At 36.9% G+C, this 15,013-nt stretch carries 18 protein-coding genes and 1 pseudogene; 16 read left to right on the plus strand and 3 right to left on the minus strand.

Annotation, left to right across the window (positions count from 1 at the left end):
• The first annotated feature begins 335 nt into the window (after window positions 1-335).
• The 6 genes from H0184_RS18125 to H0184_RS18150 all read left to right on the plus strand — a co-directional run bounded on the left by H0184_RS18125 (window position 336) and on the right by H0184_RS18150 (window position 3,908).
• On the plus strand, window positions 336-1,082 hold the full coding sequence (locus H0184_RS18125) for a DUF2087 domain-containing protein (RefSeq protein ID WP_221827442.1): 747 nt from the start codon (window positions 336-338) through the stop codon (window positions 1,080-1,082).
• Window positions 1,083-1,109: 27 nt separating this feature from the next.
• On the plus strand, window positions 1,110-1,466 hold the full coding sequence (locus H0184_RS18130; RefSeq protein WP_221827443.1) for a GIY-YIG nuclease family protein: 357 nt from the start codon (window positions 1,110-1,112) through the stop codon (window positions 1,464-1,466).
• A gap of 168 nt (window positions 1,467-1,634) precedes the next feature.
• On the plus strand, window positions 1,635-1,955 hold the full coding sequence (locus tag H0184_RS18135; RefSeq protein WP_221827444.1) for a ribonuclease E inhibitor RraB: 321 nt from the start codon (window positions 1,635-1,637) through the stop codon (window positions 1,953-1,955).
• Window positions 1,956-2,396: 441 nt separating this feature from the next.
• Window positions 2,397-2,879 carry a DUF2975 domain-containing protein gene (locus H0184_RS18140; RefSeq protein WP_221827445.1) on the plus strand — a complete coding sequence of 161 codons (483 nt, stop codon included), beginning with the start codon at window positions 2,397-2,399 and terminating at the stop codon, window positions 2,877-2,879.
• A 10-nt stretch (window positions 2,880-2,889) separates the two neighbouring features.
• Window positions 2,890-3,102 carry a helix-turn-helix domain-containing protein gene (locus H0184_RS18145; RefSeq protein WP_221827446.1) on the plus strand — a complete coding sequence of 71 codons (213 nt, stop codon included), beginning with the start codon at window positions 2,890-2,892 and terminating at the stop codon, window positions 3,100-3,102.
• Between the two features lie 47 nt (window positions 3,103-3,149).
• Window positions 3,150-3,908, plus strand: a complete 759-nt coding sequence (locus tag H0184_RS18150; RefSeq protein WP_221827447.1) for an isoprenyl transferase — start codon at window positions 3,150-3,152, stop codon at window positions 3,906-3,908.
• Window positions 3,909-3,992: 84 nt separating this feature from the next.
• Here the strand turns inward: H0184_RS18150 and H0184_RS18155 are convergent, their stop codons facing one another.
• Window positions 3,993-4,373: an ABC transporter ATP-binding protein gene (locus tag H0184_RS18155; RefSeq protein ID WP_260631658.1), complete on the minus strand. Its 381-nt coding sequence runs from the start codon at window positions 4,371-4,373 to the stop codon at window positions 3,993-3,995.
• A gap of 196 nt (window positions 4,374-4,569) precedes the next feature.
• Here H0184_RS18155 and H0184_RS18160 point away from each other — a divergent pair, with 196 nt between their 5' ends.
• Window positions 4,570-6,477 (plus strand): 3'-5' exonuclease, encoded by a 1,908-nt coding sequence (locus H0184_RS18160; protein WP_221827448.1) that lies wholly within the window; start codon window positions 4,570-4,572, stop codon window positions 6,475-6,477.
• A gap of 244 nt (window positions 6,478-6,721) precedes the next feature.
• Here the strand turns inward: H0184_RS18160 and H0184_RS18165 are convergent, their stop codons facing one another.
• The gene (locus H0184_RS18165) at window positions 6,722-7,423 is read right to left on the minus strand and encodes a gamma-glutamyl-gamma-aminobutyrate hydrolase family protein (protein ID WP_221827449.1); all 702 of its coding nucleotides are present in this window, start codon (window positions 7,421-7,423) and stop codon (window positions 6,722-6,724) included.
• Window positions 7,424-7,459: 36 nt separating this feature from the next.
• Window positions 7,460-7,600, minus strand: a pseudogene (locus H0184_RS18170) (spermidine/putrescine ABC transporter substrate-binding protein); the annotation flags it as partial.
• 344 nt (window positions 7,601-7,944) lie between these two features.
• On the opposite strand from H0184_RS18170, the gene H0184_RS18175 reads away from it, so the two are divergent.
• The 9 genes from H0184_RS18175 (at window position 7,945) to H0184_RS18215 (ending at window position 15,011) form a co-directional block, all read left to right on the plus strand.
• Window positions 7,945-8,304: an excalibur calcium-binding domain-containing protein gene (locus H0184_RS18175; protein WP_221827451.1), complete on the plus strand. Its 360-nt coding sequence runs from the start codon at window positions 7,945-7,947 to the stop codon at window positions 8,302-8,304.
• Between the two features lie 50 nt (window positions 8,305-8,354).
• Window positions 8,355-9,098 carry a class D sortase gene (locus H0184_RS18180; RefSeq protein WP_260631659.1) on the plus strand — a complete coding sequence of 248 codons (744 nt, stop codon included), beginning with the start codon at window positions 8,355-8,357 and terminating at the stop codon, window positions 9,096-9,098.
• A 295-nt stretch (window positions 9,099-9,393) separates the two neighbouring features.
• Complete coding sequence (locus H0184_RS18185; RefSeq protein ID WP_221827452.1) at window positions 9,394-10,062, plus strand: DNA alkylation repair protein; 669 nt, start codon at window positions 9,394-9,396, stop codon at window positions 10,060-10,062.
• Between the two features lie 249 nt (window positions 10,063-10,311).
• Window positions 10,312-10,755: a hypothetical protein gene (locus H0184_RS18190; protein ID WP_221827453.1), complete on the plus strand. Its 444-nt coding sequence runs from the start codon at window positions 10,312-10,314 to the stop codon at window positions 10,753-10,755.
• Window positions 10,756-10,757: 2 nt separating this feature from the next.
• Window positions 10,758-10,982, plus strand: a complete 225-nt coding sequence (locus H0184_RS18195; RefSeq protein ID WP_221827454.1) for a helix-turn-helix transcriptional regulator — start codon at window positions 10,758-10,760, stop codon at window positions 10,980-10,982.
• Between the two features lie 51 nt (window positions 10,983-11,033).
• Window positions 11,034-11,753: a DUF4386 domain-containing protein gene (locus tag H0184_RS18200; RefSeq protein ID WP_221827455.1), complete on the plus strand. Its 720-nt coding sequence runs from the start codon at window positions 11,034-11,036 to the stop codon at window positions 11,751-11,753.
• Entirely contained in the window at window positions 11,750-12,712 is a 963-nt protein-coding gene (locus H0184_RS18205; protein ID WP_221827456.1) for an NAD(P)-dependent alcohol dehydrogenase, read from the plus strand. The genes H0184_RS18200 and H0184_RS18205 overlap by 4 nt, the downstream gene beginning before the upstream one ends.
• A 219-nt stretch (window positions 12,713-12,931) precedes the next feature.
• Window positions 12,932-13,891, plus strand: a complete 960-nt coding sequence (locus H0184_RS18210) for an RpnC/YadD family protein (protein WP_221827457.1) — start codon at window positions 12,932-12,934, stop codon at window positions 13,889-13,891.
• 781 nt (window positions 13,892-14,672) lie between these two features.
• Window positions 14,673-15,011 (plus strand): TIGR04076 family protein, encoded by a 339-nt coding sequence (locus H0184_RS18215; RefSeq protein ID WP_221827458.1) that lies wholly within the window; start codon window positions 14,673-14,675, stop codon window positions 15,009-15,011.
• Window positions 15,012-15,013 lie beyond the last annotated feature (2 nt).

The following is a 15,013-nucleotide window of genomic DNA, read 5'->3' on the forward strand; positions in this document are numbered from 1 at the left end:
ACGTAAATATTTTTCTGGGCTGCTGCGGCAGCCTTTTTCTTTTCCTACGGGTTCGTTTAATTCAACCATCATTGCTACATCACAAGATAGGTATGAATGTGTTTTAGGAAATAAAAAACCATATATATCCTGACCAAGCCATTTGGTGGCGCCTAAAGAAGGGATATCGGGATAAAGAATTGCGTCTGCACTTAAATGTTTGTTAATAAATAAACAACATAAAAATGTGTTTGTTTATCTGTTGACTAAAACAAACATTTATCTTATTGTGTTTATAAATATACAAACAAAATAAGTTAACGTTTGTCTTTTTATTCGATTGGAAGTGATAAACGATGGAACTATCAACTATGTTTTGGAGTGCTTCTTTGGATGAACTGAAAAGTGGGTATATTCAAGACAGTTCTTCATTTACTTGTCTACTATGTGGGGAAAGAATTGAAAAAGGGATTGTGTACCCTTATGAAAATAGGTTTTATGAAGCCGAAAGGTATATGCGTATTCATATTGAACGTACACACCAGTCCGTATTTGACTATTTACTTGGCATGGACAAGAAACTCATCGGTCTTACTGAACATCAAAGGAATCTGCTATCCCTTTTTTATCAGGGGAAAGATGATAAAGAAATACAAAAAGAACTCAACATCGGAAGTGCCTCTACCATTCGTCATCATCGCTTTGCTCTAAAAGAAAAGGAACGTCAGGCAAGGGTCTTTTTAGCATTGATGGAACTGCTGAAAGAAAAAGATGAATATGCACCAGCGTTTGTACCAGTGCATAAAACGGCGACAATGGTCGATGAGAGATATAATATTACCCAAGATGAACACGATCAATTTGTTCACAAATACTTCTCTGATGGAGTATTGACCAAATTTCCTCAAAAGGAAAAACAAAGACTTGTGATCCTTAGAGAAATTTCGAACCATTTACAAAAAGATTATCAATATGATGAACAAGAATTAAATAAACTTTTGAAAGGCTTTTATGAGGATTACGTGTTAATAAGAAGATATTTGGTCGATTACGGATTTTTAGACCGTACAGCAGATGGTAGCAAGTATTGGGTGAAAAAATAAATCAATAATAGTAGGAGAAAAACAAACATGAATCGCAAAAAAGAGTTAAAACAACAATTTAAAGAAGCTGCCGTTGAAGCAGGAATTTATCAGATAAAGAATACAATCAATAATAAATTATTCGTTGATAGTACCAAAAACTTTAAAACTTTGAATGGCTTAAAATTTATGCTTGAAACAAATGGGTACACCACCAGCAGAGAGCTGCAAAAAGAATGGAATCAGTATGGAAAAGACGCTTTTAGAATTGACATACTAGAAAAATTAAAAAAGAGTGATGAACCTTATTTTACCGAAAAAGAAGCTTTAGCAGCGCTTGAAGAAAAATGGCTAGAAACGTTACAACCCTATGGTGAACATGGCTACAACCAAAAAAAGGCTTAAGTGCTCAGCCCCTATAAATATTACCAAAGATGTTTTTTGAAGATTTGTTTTATAGGTATAAAATATGGGAACATATCTTTTTTACAATATAAATTTATGGTTAGTAGAAAAGAAACAAGTGAAAGATAATGAAATCAATGATAGTACTAGAATACGGAGGAAAAACGAATGAAATTTCCAAATGATGCTGATGGAAATGCTTTACATAGTCTATATAAAGATGGAGTGAATTTTAAAAAACAACAATCAGTAGACTTTTTTGTTGCTGTGCCTGATAAAGCAACAGGTGAGAAATTATCGCAAGTACTAAAAGAAGAAGGATTCAATTGTTTCTTAGAGCAAGACGACGAAACGGAAGAGTGGGCATGTTGCTGCTCTAAAAGAATGTTATTAAATTACAATAAAATAATTAAAATACAGAATCAATTAAATGACTTAAGTAAACCACATGGGGGTTTTTCTGACGGTTGGGGAGTTTTTGTAGACTAAAGGAATGGATTATGCTTCCGACTTATCCTAACAGAGGAACCTAATTAGGATTAATGTTTTTATTCAAGTAACGTCCTATTAGTGGTACAAGAACATTATATTAAAGGAAAAAGTTTGGGATGTTTCCCAAGCTTTTTTTGTAATTTTTATTGTTAATTTCCATTTTGCTACGAAATTGAGTGTAATTTTGGCAGCAAATTTCTCCACGTTAATATTTAATTTGATTTCTACCCTTTTTTTTCGAAGTGCTTAAACCATAGCTCGTCAAATAAGGGTTGATGATAATTTAACCATAACTAATCCTACTTAACATGTAATAAATGAATTTTTTAAAAGACTGTTTAACAATAAATAAGATATAATTATAAATAAAATTTTATTGATTATCGATAAATAGTATGGTAAATTTCAAATTGACACTAAATAAATGAGGTGCTTTTGATGAAACGAGGATCAACTACCTTTTTAAAGATCGCTCTTTTTCTTATAGGAATTCCTATTCTTGCTTTGTGTATATTTGTATTACCTTTAATCATGAAAGATGCAGGTGAAGGTAGTGCAGAGATGGCTTATGTCCTTTATGGCATTTTAACGATTATGTACGTTTCGGCGATCCCTTTTTACTTTGCACTGTATCAAGCTTTTATTCTTTTAAGCTATATTGACAAAAACAAAGCTTTCTCGGATATTTCGGTAAAAGCTTTGAAGAAAATCAAAAATTGTGCAACTACCATCAGTATTCTGTTTGTGGCAGGTATGCCGCTCTTCTATATTGTAGGGGAGGTAGATGATGCCCCCGGTGTCATTGTAATCGGAATGGTCATTATTTTTGCATCTATGGTGATATCTGTATTTGCTGCCGTTCTCCAAAGACTCTTGCAAGAAGCCATTCATATAAAATCTGAAAATGATTTAACGATCTGAGGTGAAAACAATGGCGATCATCATAAATATTGATGTCATGCTGGCAAAAAGGAAAATGAGTGTGACGGAACTATCAGAGAAGGTTGGAATTACCATGGCCAATCTTTCCATTTTGAAGAATGGGAAGGCGAAGGCGATTAGATTTTCAACATTAGAAGCTATATGTAAAGCTTTGGATTGTCAACCAGGGGATATTTTAGAATACAGAGATGACGATTTGTGATATTTGAATATAACGAGTGAAAAACATGTTTCGGAGGCGGAATGTAAATGAGAATACCCTTTTTTACTACTACTAAACAACCGGAAGAATTCATCGATATTTCGGAAGAAAATATACCGGACCATATCGCCATCATTATGGACGGAAATGGACGCTGGGCGCAAAAGCGCGGCATGCCGAGAATGGCTGGCCATAAAGAAGGCATATCTACCGTTGTAAAAATCGTAAAGGAAGCAGTCAAATACAAGGTGAAGGCTCTGACTCTTTATACATTTTCTACGGAAAACTGGAAACGTCCAAAGCCCGAGGTCGACACCATCTTGAAACTGCCTAAGGAGTTTCTACATATCTATTTGCCAGATCTTATGGCGAATGATGTACGTATTGAGACCATTGGCGATATCGAACATCTTCCGGCCCATACACGAAAAGCCGTCCAGTATGCTGTGGACAGTACTCGAAGCAATAACGGCCTTCAGCTGAATTTTGCGCTAAACTATGGAGGTAGACAAGAAATTCTAACTGCCATGAAAGATATATTCGCAGATATAAACGATGCGAAATTGTCGATGGATGAAGTAGATGAACGGACGTTTTCAAGATACCTGTACACAACTGGTTTGCCAGACCCTGACCTGTTAATTCGAACTGGCGGTGAAAAACGCTTGAGTAATTACTTGCTTTGGCAAATGGCCTACACCGAGTTCTGGTTCACTGATGTCCTTTGGCCCGATTTCTCCGAGAAGGAATTTATCCAGGCGCTTGAGGAGTACGGTCAAAGAAAGAGACGGTTTGGCGGGCTATAAGTCTTTATACTAAGGGAAAAGGCCCCACATGGTCAGAAGACTAGAATAGAAAAATTCCTTGGTTATGGCAACCAAGGAATTTTTCTATTTTCTAGCTAGAACGCCCTTTTTCACTAGATTAACAAGTGTCCCTTTATTCTTATACCGATTGTAAGCAATCAATCTATTAAGATCTTTAATAGTTAAAAGGGATGGTTCGATTGCCAGTTCAAATTCATCTTTTACTTTTTCAATCAACGATAGCGCATATTCAATCTGCTTTGCTGATAGAGTGTAATCTTCTTCAAGGCTAGTGCCTCTCCCGTGGGATAATTGTTCTGTTTGGCTATTTTCTAATGACGCTGCATGCTCTTTCAGTTTTGCCTCAACGATGGACTCAACCTCTGCCTGGCTGATAGATTGGTTCTGCTGAGGGCTGTTGGATTGAGGTGTTTTAAATAGTTTTTCTATTATTCCTTTTAACATCATTTCACTCCGGTCTCTTTAAGACTTCCACTTTAGTCTTATTTTACTATAATACTATTATTAATAGAAAATATTGCAAAATACAATACTTTTAGTCAAAAAATGCCAATAATTCAAGAAGATATTGTAATATTTTTAGGATGATTGTCCTAATTGTAGTATAATGGAGAAAATTGCAATTTTTGGAGCGGTTGTTATGGCTATTACGATTCCCGAGACAATTCGATCATCTGCGACAACAGGGGAAAGGCTGTTTTTTCGAACGCTTAAGACCTTTTTACCAGATGATTACATTGTTTATTATGAACCTGATATACAAGGAAGAAGACCTGATTTCGTGATTATTGGGCCAGACCTTGGCATTGTGGTAATAGAAGTGAAGGATTATACGAAGAATACACTTCTTCAAATAAATCATGATGAATGGCATATTGTTACTTCCTCTGAAGAGCAAACGGTTGTTAAAAGTCCGATGAAGCAGGCAAGGGATAATATGTTTCATGTAGTTGATACCTTGAAAAAAGATAAAAGTCTGATTCAATTAGACGGAAAATATAAATTTCAATTAAAGTTCCCATATGGCCATGGGGTTGTTTTTACACGGTTGTATTCTAAGGATTTTGTCCAAGAGGGACTTTATTCCGTCATTGAACCGAATCTTTGTTTTACCAGGGATGAGATTGACCCAGACAAAGAGGGATTTTCAGAAGAAGTATTAATGGAAAAGATCCTCAATATGTTTGTCGTTCCATTCCGATTAAAGGAATCATTGTCCATTGAGGACATCAATGCGATTCGGTATCACTTGTTTCCGGAGGTACGGATTAGTGCTGAATACAAACCACCGGTACCATATCAGGACCAGCTTTTATTGTCCTTGCATGACATTAAGACCATGGATCTTCACCAGGAGAATTTAGCGAAACAGATAGGGGACAAGAACCGCTTAATACGTGGAGTAGCTGGGAGTGGTAAAACGATAATATTAGCAAGTCGAGCAAAGATGTTATCAAAACAAAATCCAGACTGGAAGATTCTTATTCTCTGCTATAATATTTCCCTTTCAAATGCAATCCAGCAAATGATCCATCACATGCTCAATGAGCCAGAGGATTTATTTGACTTTGATCCAAATGCTGTGACTGTAAAAAATGAGAATATTATTGTGAGAAATTTTCATTCTTGGTTAAAGAATGATTTAAGGATAAAGGAGCAGCAGCTTCCTACTATCATAGAAAAACTAGAAAGAAAAGAAGCAATTCTGCCTACATATGACGCCGTTTTGATCGATGAAGGGCAAGACTTTGAAGCTGACTGGCTCCGCCTGGTTAGTTTGCTGATTAATGCAGATACACAGTCTCTATTATTAGTAGAAGACCGCGCACAGACTATTTATCAGCGGAAGCGTTCCTACCTTGAAGATACAGGACTGAGTTTTCGTGGACGATCAAAGGTTCTTTCTATCAACTACCGGAACACCCAGCAGATTGTAAAATTTGCCTGGGAATTTTACCGCAAGCATTCGATGTTTAAGAATAAAGTGGTCAACCGTGAACTAGAAGGTGAGATCATTGCACCGCAGAGCACGAAGCGGAGAGGCCCAGAGCCAGGCATTGTAAAGGCAGCAAATTTCTTTGAGGAAATGAGGATTGTTGCTCGCTCCATTAAGAAATTGCATATGGAGAAAAAAGTACCTTTAGAGGATGTTTTAATTCTTTACCGTGTGAAACGGACACATAAATTTCCTATCATTGATATCATTCAGCGCTCTTTGAGGGATGAAGGATTACCTTACTTTTGGATCACGGAGAACGACGTCTCAAAACGCTCGTATGCAAAAGATGATGGTAAAGTGAAAATCAGCACCATTGATAGCAGTAAAGGACTGGATTTCAGAGCTGTTTTTATCGTCAATGTCGACTCCATGCCGTTTCCACTTGAAGAGAATAAGGAAAGGGAAGTTTCACTTCTATACATTGGAATGACGAGGGCAAAGGAATATTTATGTCTATCATACTCAGGAGAATCTGAGTTTACTGCCTATCTGGATGGTATTTTGGAAGAGAGAAAACAGAAGCGAAATGGGATAGAAAAAGTAAATTAAAAAGTAAACCCAAAGAGTCTATACTCAATGCTATAGACTCTTTATGTTGTTTATATTACTATCCCGTTTTCATATTTAAAGTTAATGACAATCCTTTTTTTACTGTTGCAGAAGACAGTTATATATAAATTTTTTTATCCTAATCAAAAGGTATAGCAAAAAATATCCACCTGTGAGTTAATGACTCTGGTGGATTATTTCTGTTCAAGGAAGACACTACTTTTTTTAGAATATCTTAGAAATTCTATGAGACTATTGAGGCTTTAATAAATGCTGTAAATATCCTGTTTGAAACTTGATCGAAAGGGGTAAGAAATTCAGGGTGCCATTGAACGCCAAGTACAAATTTGTGCTCAAGACTTTCAATCGCCTCCACCACACTATCACTAGATTTAGCACTAATTATAAAGCCAGGAGCAGGGTCTTTAACGGCTTGATGGTGGAAACTGTTCACTTTAAATTTATCTAGTCCCGCAATGGTTCGAAGTAGTGACTCTTCTTTGGTTGTGACAAAATGGGATAAATGTGTATGAGGTGCTCTTTGGGAGTGTTGTAAAAGATCACTCTTTTGACTGTAAATATCTTGGAACATATTCCCACCAGCTGCAACATTAAGCATTTGTATCCCACGGCAAATAGCTAAGATTGGCAGGTTTACCTTTAGGGCATTTTGAATAAGTAGTGTTTCCAATTCATCTCTTTCAGGCATAATCTCCCCAAGACCAGGAATTGGTTCTTCACCAAAAAGGGTAGGATCAATATCCACCCCGCCACTTAATAATAGCCCATCAATATGCCCAATTACCGATTCAATGGTTGATGGGTCCTTTGTATATGGCAGGATATAGGGGATTCCACCGGCCATTAGAATGGAATTGATATTATCTTGATTGAGTGTAATTTTCCCTTGAATAATAGGAGCGGTAACACCAATGATTGGTTTCATCCTATCTCATTCCTTCCAGAATATAATCATAATCTAGTGAAGAGGGTAGGCCTTTTCATTCAGATTACTGCAGCCAATAGACTCATAGTTTTTGACGCTCCCTTCAGGTACAAGCATTTCTGCCTGGTATTTGTGCGGTACTCCTTTTGGGATTGCCATGGTATCGGCCAAAAGCGTTGCCACTTTGAACAGTTGGATTTAATTGTATTTTTATTACGTTAACATTACATAATATCAATGTAATTTTTATAATATGTCCAATTTTAAAAAATGAGAAGTTATTAGAAATGATTTAATGGTTAACTTGGATTAGTTTGGCATTGGCATCTAGGATGCTTAAAACTACTAAGGTTAGAGAGAAATAATGCTTTTATTAGGTATTGCTTTTTTATCCAGGTATGTGATGTTCGAATAAAACGTATTACCCCGTTCTTTACTTAAATCCCCTAAAAAAGAATGAATATAAAAAAATATTATCGAGAAAATAACAAAGTATCATATTTAGAAGGGAGTTTTTAGTAATGAAAAAATGGTTTCTAGTATTAGCTTCAAGTCTATTGTTCGTAATGGGGTACATACCAGCGGCATTTGCACAAGGTGACGTGAACTGCGGTGACTTTAATGGAAATGGCGCAGCGATTGCAAAGTTTTGGGTTGATAATGGTTATAGTGCAACCAATGATCCCCACGACTTAGACCGTGATGGAGATGGACTTCCATGTGAAGCTTCTCAAGCGGATATTGATTCTTACAGAAATTCATTAGGTGGAGCAACAATGCCGAACACTGCTACAAATAATGTTACGATGATGGTAGTGGGTGCTGGTCTTGCTGGTGCGGGTCTCCTATTAGCTTTACGTCGTAAAAAAGGAATGGAATAAACTGAAGCGACAGGAGAAATCCTGTCGTTTTTATTGATAGGGTGATTCATTTGAAATTGATTCAGTTGAAACGTGGACTTGGGATATGTTTAATTTTAATTGGTTTTTTGATTAGTGCTTCGAGTTTACTTCAGTGGCAAATTGGTCGTTCTGCTGCAGAGGATATGACAAAGGAGGAAATAAAAAAATACGTACAAGAACCTGAGACTCTCCAAAAAGAAATTCAACAATCAAAACCTTCATCTCAGAAGCCAACTTCAAATCTCCAGATAGAAAAGGACCTACCTAAACAACAAGCTATTTCAGGTCCTGAAAAACAAACCCCAAGTACTGATGTGAAGCATGAAAAAGGAAAAAAAGTTGCACTATTGGTCATTCCAAAGATTGAACAGAAGTATTCAGTTTATTGGGGAACAGAGAATAACATTCTAAAAAAAGGAGTAGGTATGTTTGTAAGCCAATGGACAACCGCTCCTAATGGAGGGGGACATACGGTTGTCAGCGGTCATCGGGATACTGTATTTTATCGGCTTGATGAGATGAAAGAAAAAGACTTATTAAAGCTTGAATATGAAGATAAAGTTTATACCTATCAGATAACAAAGATATGGGTCACTGATGAAAATGATAAGTCCGTTATTGTGAAAAAAGCAACACCAACACTAACGATAACCACATGTTATCCCTTTAATTATGTAGGAAATGCAACAAAAAGATACATCGTACAAGCAGATCTGCTGAATCAGCAAAATAATAATAAGATGTTACAAGATAAAAGGAGAATTGAGTTCTGATTAAGTTGAACCGAGTGTCCTTTACTTATGTATATTACGCTTAACCCTTGCAACTTCAGCAAGGGTTTTTACCTGTATATGCAGCTTTGGCACCAGCAAACTCTGTTTATTAATTTAAAGATGTTTCTCTTCTATTATAGGTGGAGAAAGCTTAATACAAGATATGCTACAATATTTAAAAAGGTAAACTTTGGAGGCACACCACTGCAATAAGACTTATAACGAAATTAAGTTCTTGATATATCCCATCAAGGACATATTATGAAACAGTGCTTTAATAAAGGAGTTGTATAAAATGAATGAAAATAAAGGTACTGAAATAAAACGCTCTTCAAAAGCAGAAAACATTCTATCTCAGATTAATAGTAAAACTATGCTAGGCGAGTTACGAAAAATTGCGAAGGCTATTAAAAAAGATCACGAACTAGCTATGGAACTTTGGTCAACACAAGAGTTTTTGCCCAGACTATTAGCAATTTTAATTATGGACAAAAAACTTCTTTCACAAGATGTGTTAAATAAGCTTGATAAGGATATGCAGACTCATACTTTTGTTGAGCGGAATAACTTGATGGATTGGTTAATGGCCAATCAGCTTACCAAAGACAAGAAGAACATTGCATTGATGGAGTCATGGGAAAATAGTCCTTCTTCTCTTCAAAGGCGAGCTTTCTGGTATTATCAAGGGCGATTGAGATGGACTGGACAAACACCGCCTGATAACACCGCATACTTGCTATCTGAAATAGAAGCTAATATTACGAAGGAAGAACCGGAAGTTCAATGGGCTATGAATTTCACAGCAGGCTGGATAGGCGTTTATGATGAAAAGTATCGTGCACGTTGTATTAAACTTGGTGAGCAAACGGGTCTTTACAAAGATGAAATGGTATCAAAAGGATGTACTCCCAACTATTTGCCGGAGTTCATTAGGATTGAAGTTAACAAACGACACACTAATTAGTTTACCTCTGAAAATATTGTACAAAAAAAATTACAAAACACTTGACGACTATGTGGATTTCTTAAATTAGACTGATCACATGATGGGTATCGTTTATAGAAGACCGGACATATGAATGTTCGGTCATTTTTATATTTTTTTAATGCCTAATTTTGTAAATTACACTTGACTCGATGTATAGTTTACCTTACATTTAGTATAACAAGTTTAACATCTTGTAAAAATAATCATACACAAAAGAGGTGAAATATGACTTATCAAGAAAAGAAAAGTATCGTTTCGGTCATTAGTGCTATTCTCATTTTCGTATCTTATTGTTTGTTCATGTATCCGCGGTACCCAGGAGGGGCTGTGGAGTCCGAGATTCTTCATTACTGGGGTTCCTTCGTCCTATACCTGACTTTGTTTTCAATCGTCGCCCATATCATCATCAGCATTATTTTCAACATTGTATTTAGAATAACGACCAATGAAATAGAACCAGCCTTTGCGGATGAATTAGATAAGTTAATTGACTTGAAAGCGTTCCGAAATTCATTTTTTGTGTTTGTCATCGGTTTTCTTTTTGCGATGGGATCGCTGGTTTTCTATCAACCGTTACATGTAATGTTCATGATTCTGATTTCTGCAGGTTTCATTTCAGATGTCACTGGATCAGTTACAAAACTTTATCACTATCGGAGAGGAGTGTAAGAATGGGTAAAAATCTTGTCGGCAATCACATCCGCAAATTACGATTCAACCATGATGAAATGACACAGCAGCAGTTGGCTGACAAGGTGGGAGTAACCAGACAAACCATCGTCGCTCTCGAAAAGGGAAACTACTCCCCATCACTGGAACTAGCCTTTCGCATCGCGCTTGCCTTTAACTTACCATTGGAAGAAGTATTCTTTTATGGGGATCAAACAAAGCAGTAAGAACGATCAATGGTTAACGTTTTTGAATTTATTACGTGAGGAGATAGAAAAATGAATTCAAACAGAAAAACTGCAAAAATTGTTGGAGTCCTGTTTATACTTGCTGCTGTTACAGCAGTGATCGGTCTAAATTTATACAACCCAATTTTAAATGGTCCCGATTATCTACTAAAAGGTTCCGAACACGCCAACCAAGTGATACTCGGAGCTGTAATGGAATTAATTCTGGTCGTCTCAGCGGTTGGAACGGCCACGACCATGTTTCCGTTGTTAAGACAGTATAATGAAACAATCGCCCTTTGGCATGTTTGCTTCAGGTTTCTTGAAGCAATTATTATTACAATTGGTGTCATCAGTGTCTTGTCCCTCCTAACCCTAAGCCGGGAATTTGTCGCAGCAGGAGCCCCAGATCCTTCATCCTTTCACTCTTCAGGAATTATCTTACAAGCCATCCACGACTGGACATTTATGCTTGGTCCACTTTTCATGCTTGGTATCAATACGGTGATGTATAGTTATATCTTTTATAAAACCAAACTTGTACCCAGATTTATCTCGATCCTGGGTATGACAGGAGCGTCTTGTGTTTTCATTTGTTCTTTGTTCGTAATGTTTGGTGTATTTCCTCAAATTTCTTTTTGGGGAGCTGTTCTGGCTGTGCCCGTAGCAGCGAATGAAATGATTTTAGCACTATGGCTTCTTGTAAAAGGATTTAACGAAAATGCGATTACATCCCTCGCATCAAAAAGTAAAAGGAAAGCAGCCATATGAGAGCCATGATATGCACAGGTTATGGATCACCGGATGTTTTTGAGCTCCAAGAGGTAGAAACGCCAATCCCTAAAGATTATGAAGTCAGGATTAAAATATACGGTGCTTCTGTCGGACCATCGGACTGTATCTTTCGAAAGGGATCTCCCATCGTTAAGCTTGTATACGGGTTTAAAAGACCGAAGAACTCGATATTTGGAACGGAGCTGGCAGGCATTATTGACGCTGTTGGCAAAAGAGTAACACGATATAAAGTAGGCGACCGAGTATTTGGGTTAAGTGCTAAGACATTTGGCGCCCAAGCAGAATACAAATGTCTGCACGAAAACACCCCTCTGGCAATCATACCAACAGCAATGTCCTATGAAGAAGCCGTCGCCATCTGTGATGGTGCACCTACCGCCTTGACGTTCCTTCGCGATAAAGCAAAGGTTCAACGCGGGCAAACGGTTCTGATTAATGGTGCATCTGGTGCGGTGGGGATATATGCCGTACAAATCGCGAAATATTTGGGGGCCGAAGTGACAGGAGTATGCAGCGGTGCAAATGTAGTGTTGGTAAAATCGCATGGGGCAGATAAAGTGATTGACTATACCAGGGAGGATTTTACGAAAAACGGTCAACTCTATGACGTTATTTTCGATGCAGTTGGTAAACGCTCCTTTTCAGAATGTAAAGGAGCGCTTACGAAAAGAGGCGTTTACCTTTCCACGGTACTTTCTTTATCTATTCTTTTAGACATGATAAAGACTACGGTGTTTGGAAACAAGAAAGCCATTTTTGTCACGGCGGGACTAATGCAGAACCAAGCCAATCTAAACTTTCTTACAGAGCTTTATGAGTCAGGGAAGATTAAAGGTGTCATCGATCAACGATATCCGCTGGAACAGCTTGCCGAAGCTCACCGTTATGTGGAAAGAGGTCACAAAAAGGGTAATGTTGTGATAACTTTAGTGTGAGGCAGAAGCTATTAGTCTATTGATGGAAGATGAATAAAGTTAAAAATGCTGCAGTCTCTGGGGCTGCAGCTTGATAATGTCGTATGTATACTCATTTTCCCTTTTATTTTAAATTCATAAAACAGAAACATTTGTTCTTTTTTAATTAAAAAAGTATACTATTATTAGAATACACCTCCTCAGTTTTTCCTCCTAATCTCCTCAAAAGGATGTGTTAAAATGGCACTAGAAATACTAGTCCGTGAAGATTCCACTCAGTATATCCACCATGATCAACTATTTAAACAGCTTCTCAATACCTTTTTCTCGGAGTTTTTGGAAGCATTTTTTCCAGAGGTTCACAGAAATATTGATTTTTCATCGCTGAAACCTCTATCTGAAGAAATGTTTACCGATTTAATAGAAGGCGAGAGCCGAAGAGCTGACATAATCATTGAAACAAAACTGAAGGATGAAGAAACACTCATTATTATCCATGTAGAACCACAAAGCTATGGCCAGCCAAATTTTCATGAAAGGATGTATCATTATTTCAGCCTGCTTTATAATAGATATAGAAAACCAATTTTGCCTATCGCCATCTTTTCATATGACCAAAAAAGAATTGAACATAATCAGTTTACTGTTTCTTTCCCCTTTTTTCATGTATTGACCTTTCAATTCTTAATGCTAGAATTAAAAAAAATGAATTGGCGCTCTTTTATTCATACAAATAATCCAGTGGCTGCAGCACTTCTTAGTAAAATGGAATACACAGAAAAAGATAAAGTCCAAGTGAAAAAAGAATTTTTGCGAATGTTAGTGAAAATGGAACTGAACGCAGCAAAAGCAGAACTCATTAATGGATTTTTTGAAACTTATCTTACTTTAAATAAGAGTGAGGAGGAAGAACTCATGAAAGAGATTAAGCAATTAGATTTACAAGAGTCCGAACAAATTTTTAAACTGCCAAATTCATGGAGAGAAAAAGGCATAGCAGAGGGAATTCGAAAAGGAAGAGAAGAAGGTATTCAAAAAGGAAGAGAAGAAGGTATTCAAAAAGGGATAGCAGAGGGTATTCAAAAAGGGAAAAGGCAAACAGCACTTGAAATGCTAAGAGAAGGGTTATCTGTTGAGCTCATTGTAAAGGTTACTAAGCTTAGTCTTAATGAAATTGAAGATTTAAGAAATAACATATAACAATAAAACTAACCCTAAGATGAAAAGCTTCTTGGAATGAAAACTCTAAGGGGCTTTTTTAGTCTCAGTAAAACAAATATACCAATCGCAAAAAAACAGTGACAGTTAATATCTATCTCATTTGAATTTAGATTATGGCCAGTTACTCTATCAACTAAGTTATCTTAATATTAGAATTATTCTTGACACTACAAAACTAGAATGTTATCATTTTCTAAACCAAAGACGAGGGAGTAAAACTGTTAAACGATCTCTTTAGCGAATCCGGGATGGTGTAAGCCGGACAGATACGAGACAGCAAATGGGCCTCCGAGGGCGAAGTGAACGATCGTTGATCTAGTAGCTAAGACGCAAAAGCCAGCGTTACAGGGTTAGGAGTGTGTAAGCACTCATTGAGTGGGTATGGTGATACATATCAAACAAGGTGGTACCGCAGGTTAACACTTGTCCTTGAATTTTTATTTGAGGGCAGGTGTTTTTTGTTTTTTTTTGAAAGTTTTAACTGATTGTTGATTGTGTTTGATAATAGACGGAAGATTTCCGACTAAATTGAAAAAAAGCCAAGTTTCCTTAAAAATAAGCGGAGTTTTTCCGCTTATAAGATCGAAATCCTTTGATTTAATCGTTTTTTGAGCAGTTAACCGGAATCTCTCCGCTTATTCCTGCTTCTTAAGCGACATCTATATACATTAGCCGGAAATTCTCCGCTTATTAATTCTCATCGGTTACAGCGAAACTCAACCATATATATTTTTAGCAAATACAGAAAGGAAAAGGTGCTATGGATGATAAATTTACGCTCTATAACTTAAAGGTAGAGGTGGTAGGGTCAGATAAACCAATGGTATGCAGCCATAAGGAAGGTGACTACTTCTTAGTGGTAGGGGAAAACCTGATTTTCCCGGAAACGAATTCATTTTCGATGTATGCCTTAAGCGCTATTTTGCCATTACTTCCTGCGAAGCAGCGACCATTACATAGAAATGACTGGATGATGTCTGATAGTTTGATAGCCTGCCCAGATCCAAACTGTGGGGCTAAATTTAAAATAACTCGTACCCAAACGCAAGACTTTAGTCATGCTGAATGCACAATAGAACCTATACATAAAGGAGAGTAATC

The sequence above is a fragment of the Neobacillus niacini genome (assembly GCF_019749295.1).
In the GTDB taxonomy this organism is placed as follows: Bacteria; Bacillota; Bacilli; order Bacillales; family Cytobacillaceae; genus Neobacillus; species Neobacillus niacini_D.

Coding starts and splice junctions, on each gene's coding strand:
- H0184_RS18125 (WP_221827442.1), top strand. CDS start 336: ATGGAACTATCAACTATGTTTTGGAGTGCTTCTTTGGATGAACTGAAA.
- H0184_RS18130 (WP_221827443.1), top strand. CDS start 1,110: ATGAATCGCAAAAAAGAGTTAAAACAACAATTTAAAGAAGCTGCCGTT.
- H0184_RS18135 (WP_221827444.1), top strand. CDS start 1,635: ATGAAATTTCCAAATGATGCTGATGGAAATGCTTTACATAGTCTATAT.
- H0184_RS18140 (WP_221827445.1), top strand. CDS start 2,397: ATGAAACGAGGATCAACTACCTTTTTAAAGATCGCTCTTTTTCTTATA.
- H0184_RS18145 (WP_221827446.1), top strand. CDS start 2,890: ATGGCGATCATCATAAATATTGATGTCATGCTGGCAAAAAGGAAAATG.
- H0184_RS18150 (WP_221827447.1), top strand. CDS start 3,150: ATGAGAATACCCTTTTTTACTACTACTAAACAACCGGAAGAATTCATC.
- H0184_RS18155 (WP_260631658.1), bottom strand. CDS start 4,373: ATGTTAAAAGGAATAATAGAAAAACTATTTAAAACACCTCAATCCAAC.
- H0184_RS18160 (WP_221827448.1), top strand. CDS start 4,570: ATGGCTATTACGATTCCCGAGACAATTCGATCATCTGCGACAACAGGG.
- H0184_RS18165 (WP_221827449.1), bottom strand. CDS start 7,423: ATGAAACCAATCATTGGTGTTACCGCTCCTATTATTCAAGGGAAAATT.
- H0184_RS18175 (WP_221827451.1), top strand. CDS start 7,945: ATGAAAAAATGGTTTCTAGTATTAGCTTCAAGTCTATTGTTCGTAATG.
- H0184_RS18185 (WP_221827452.1), top strand. CDS start 9,394: ATGAATGAAAATAAAGGTACTGAAATAAAACGCTCTTCAAAAGCAGAA.
- H0184_RS18190 (WP_221827453.1), top strand. CDS start 10,312: ATGACTTATCAAGAAAAGAAAAGTATCGTTTCGGTCATTAGTGCTATT.
- H0184_RS18195 (WP_221827454.1), top strand. CDS start 10,758: ATGGGTAAAAATCTTGTCGGCAATCACATCCGCAAATTACGATTCAAC.
- H0184_RS18200 (WP_221827455.1), top strand. CDS start 11,034: ATGAATTCAAACAGAAAAACTGCAAAAATTGTTGGAGTCCTGTTTATA.
- H0184_RS18205 (WP_221827456.1), top strand. CDS start 11,750: ATGAGAGCCATGATATGCACAGGTTATGGATCACCGGATGTTTTTGAG.
- H0184_RS18210 (WP_221827457.1), top strand. CDS start 12,932: ATGGCACTAGAAATACTAGTCCGTGAAGATTCCACTCAGTATATCCAC.
- H0184_RS18215 (WP_221827458.1), top strand. CDS start 14,673: ATGGATGATAAATTTACGCTCTATAACTTAAAGGTAGAGGTGGTAGGG.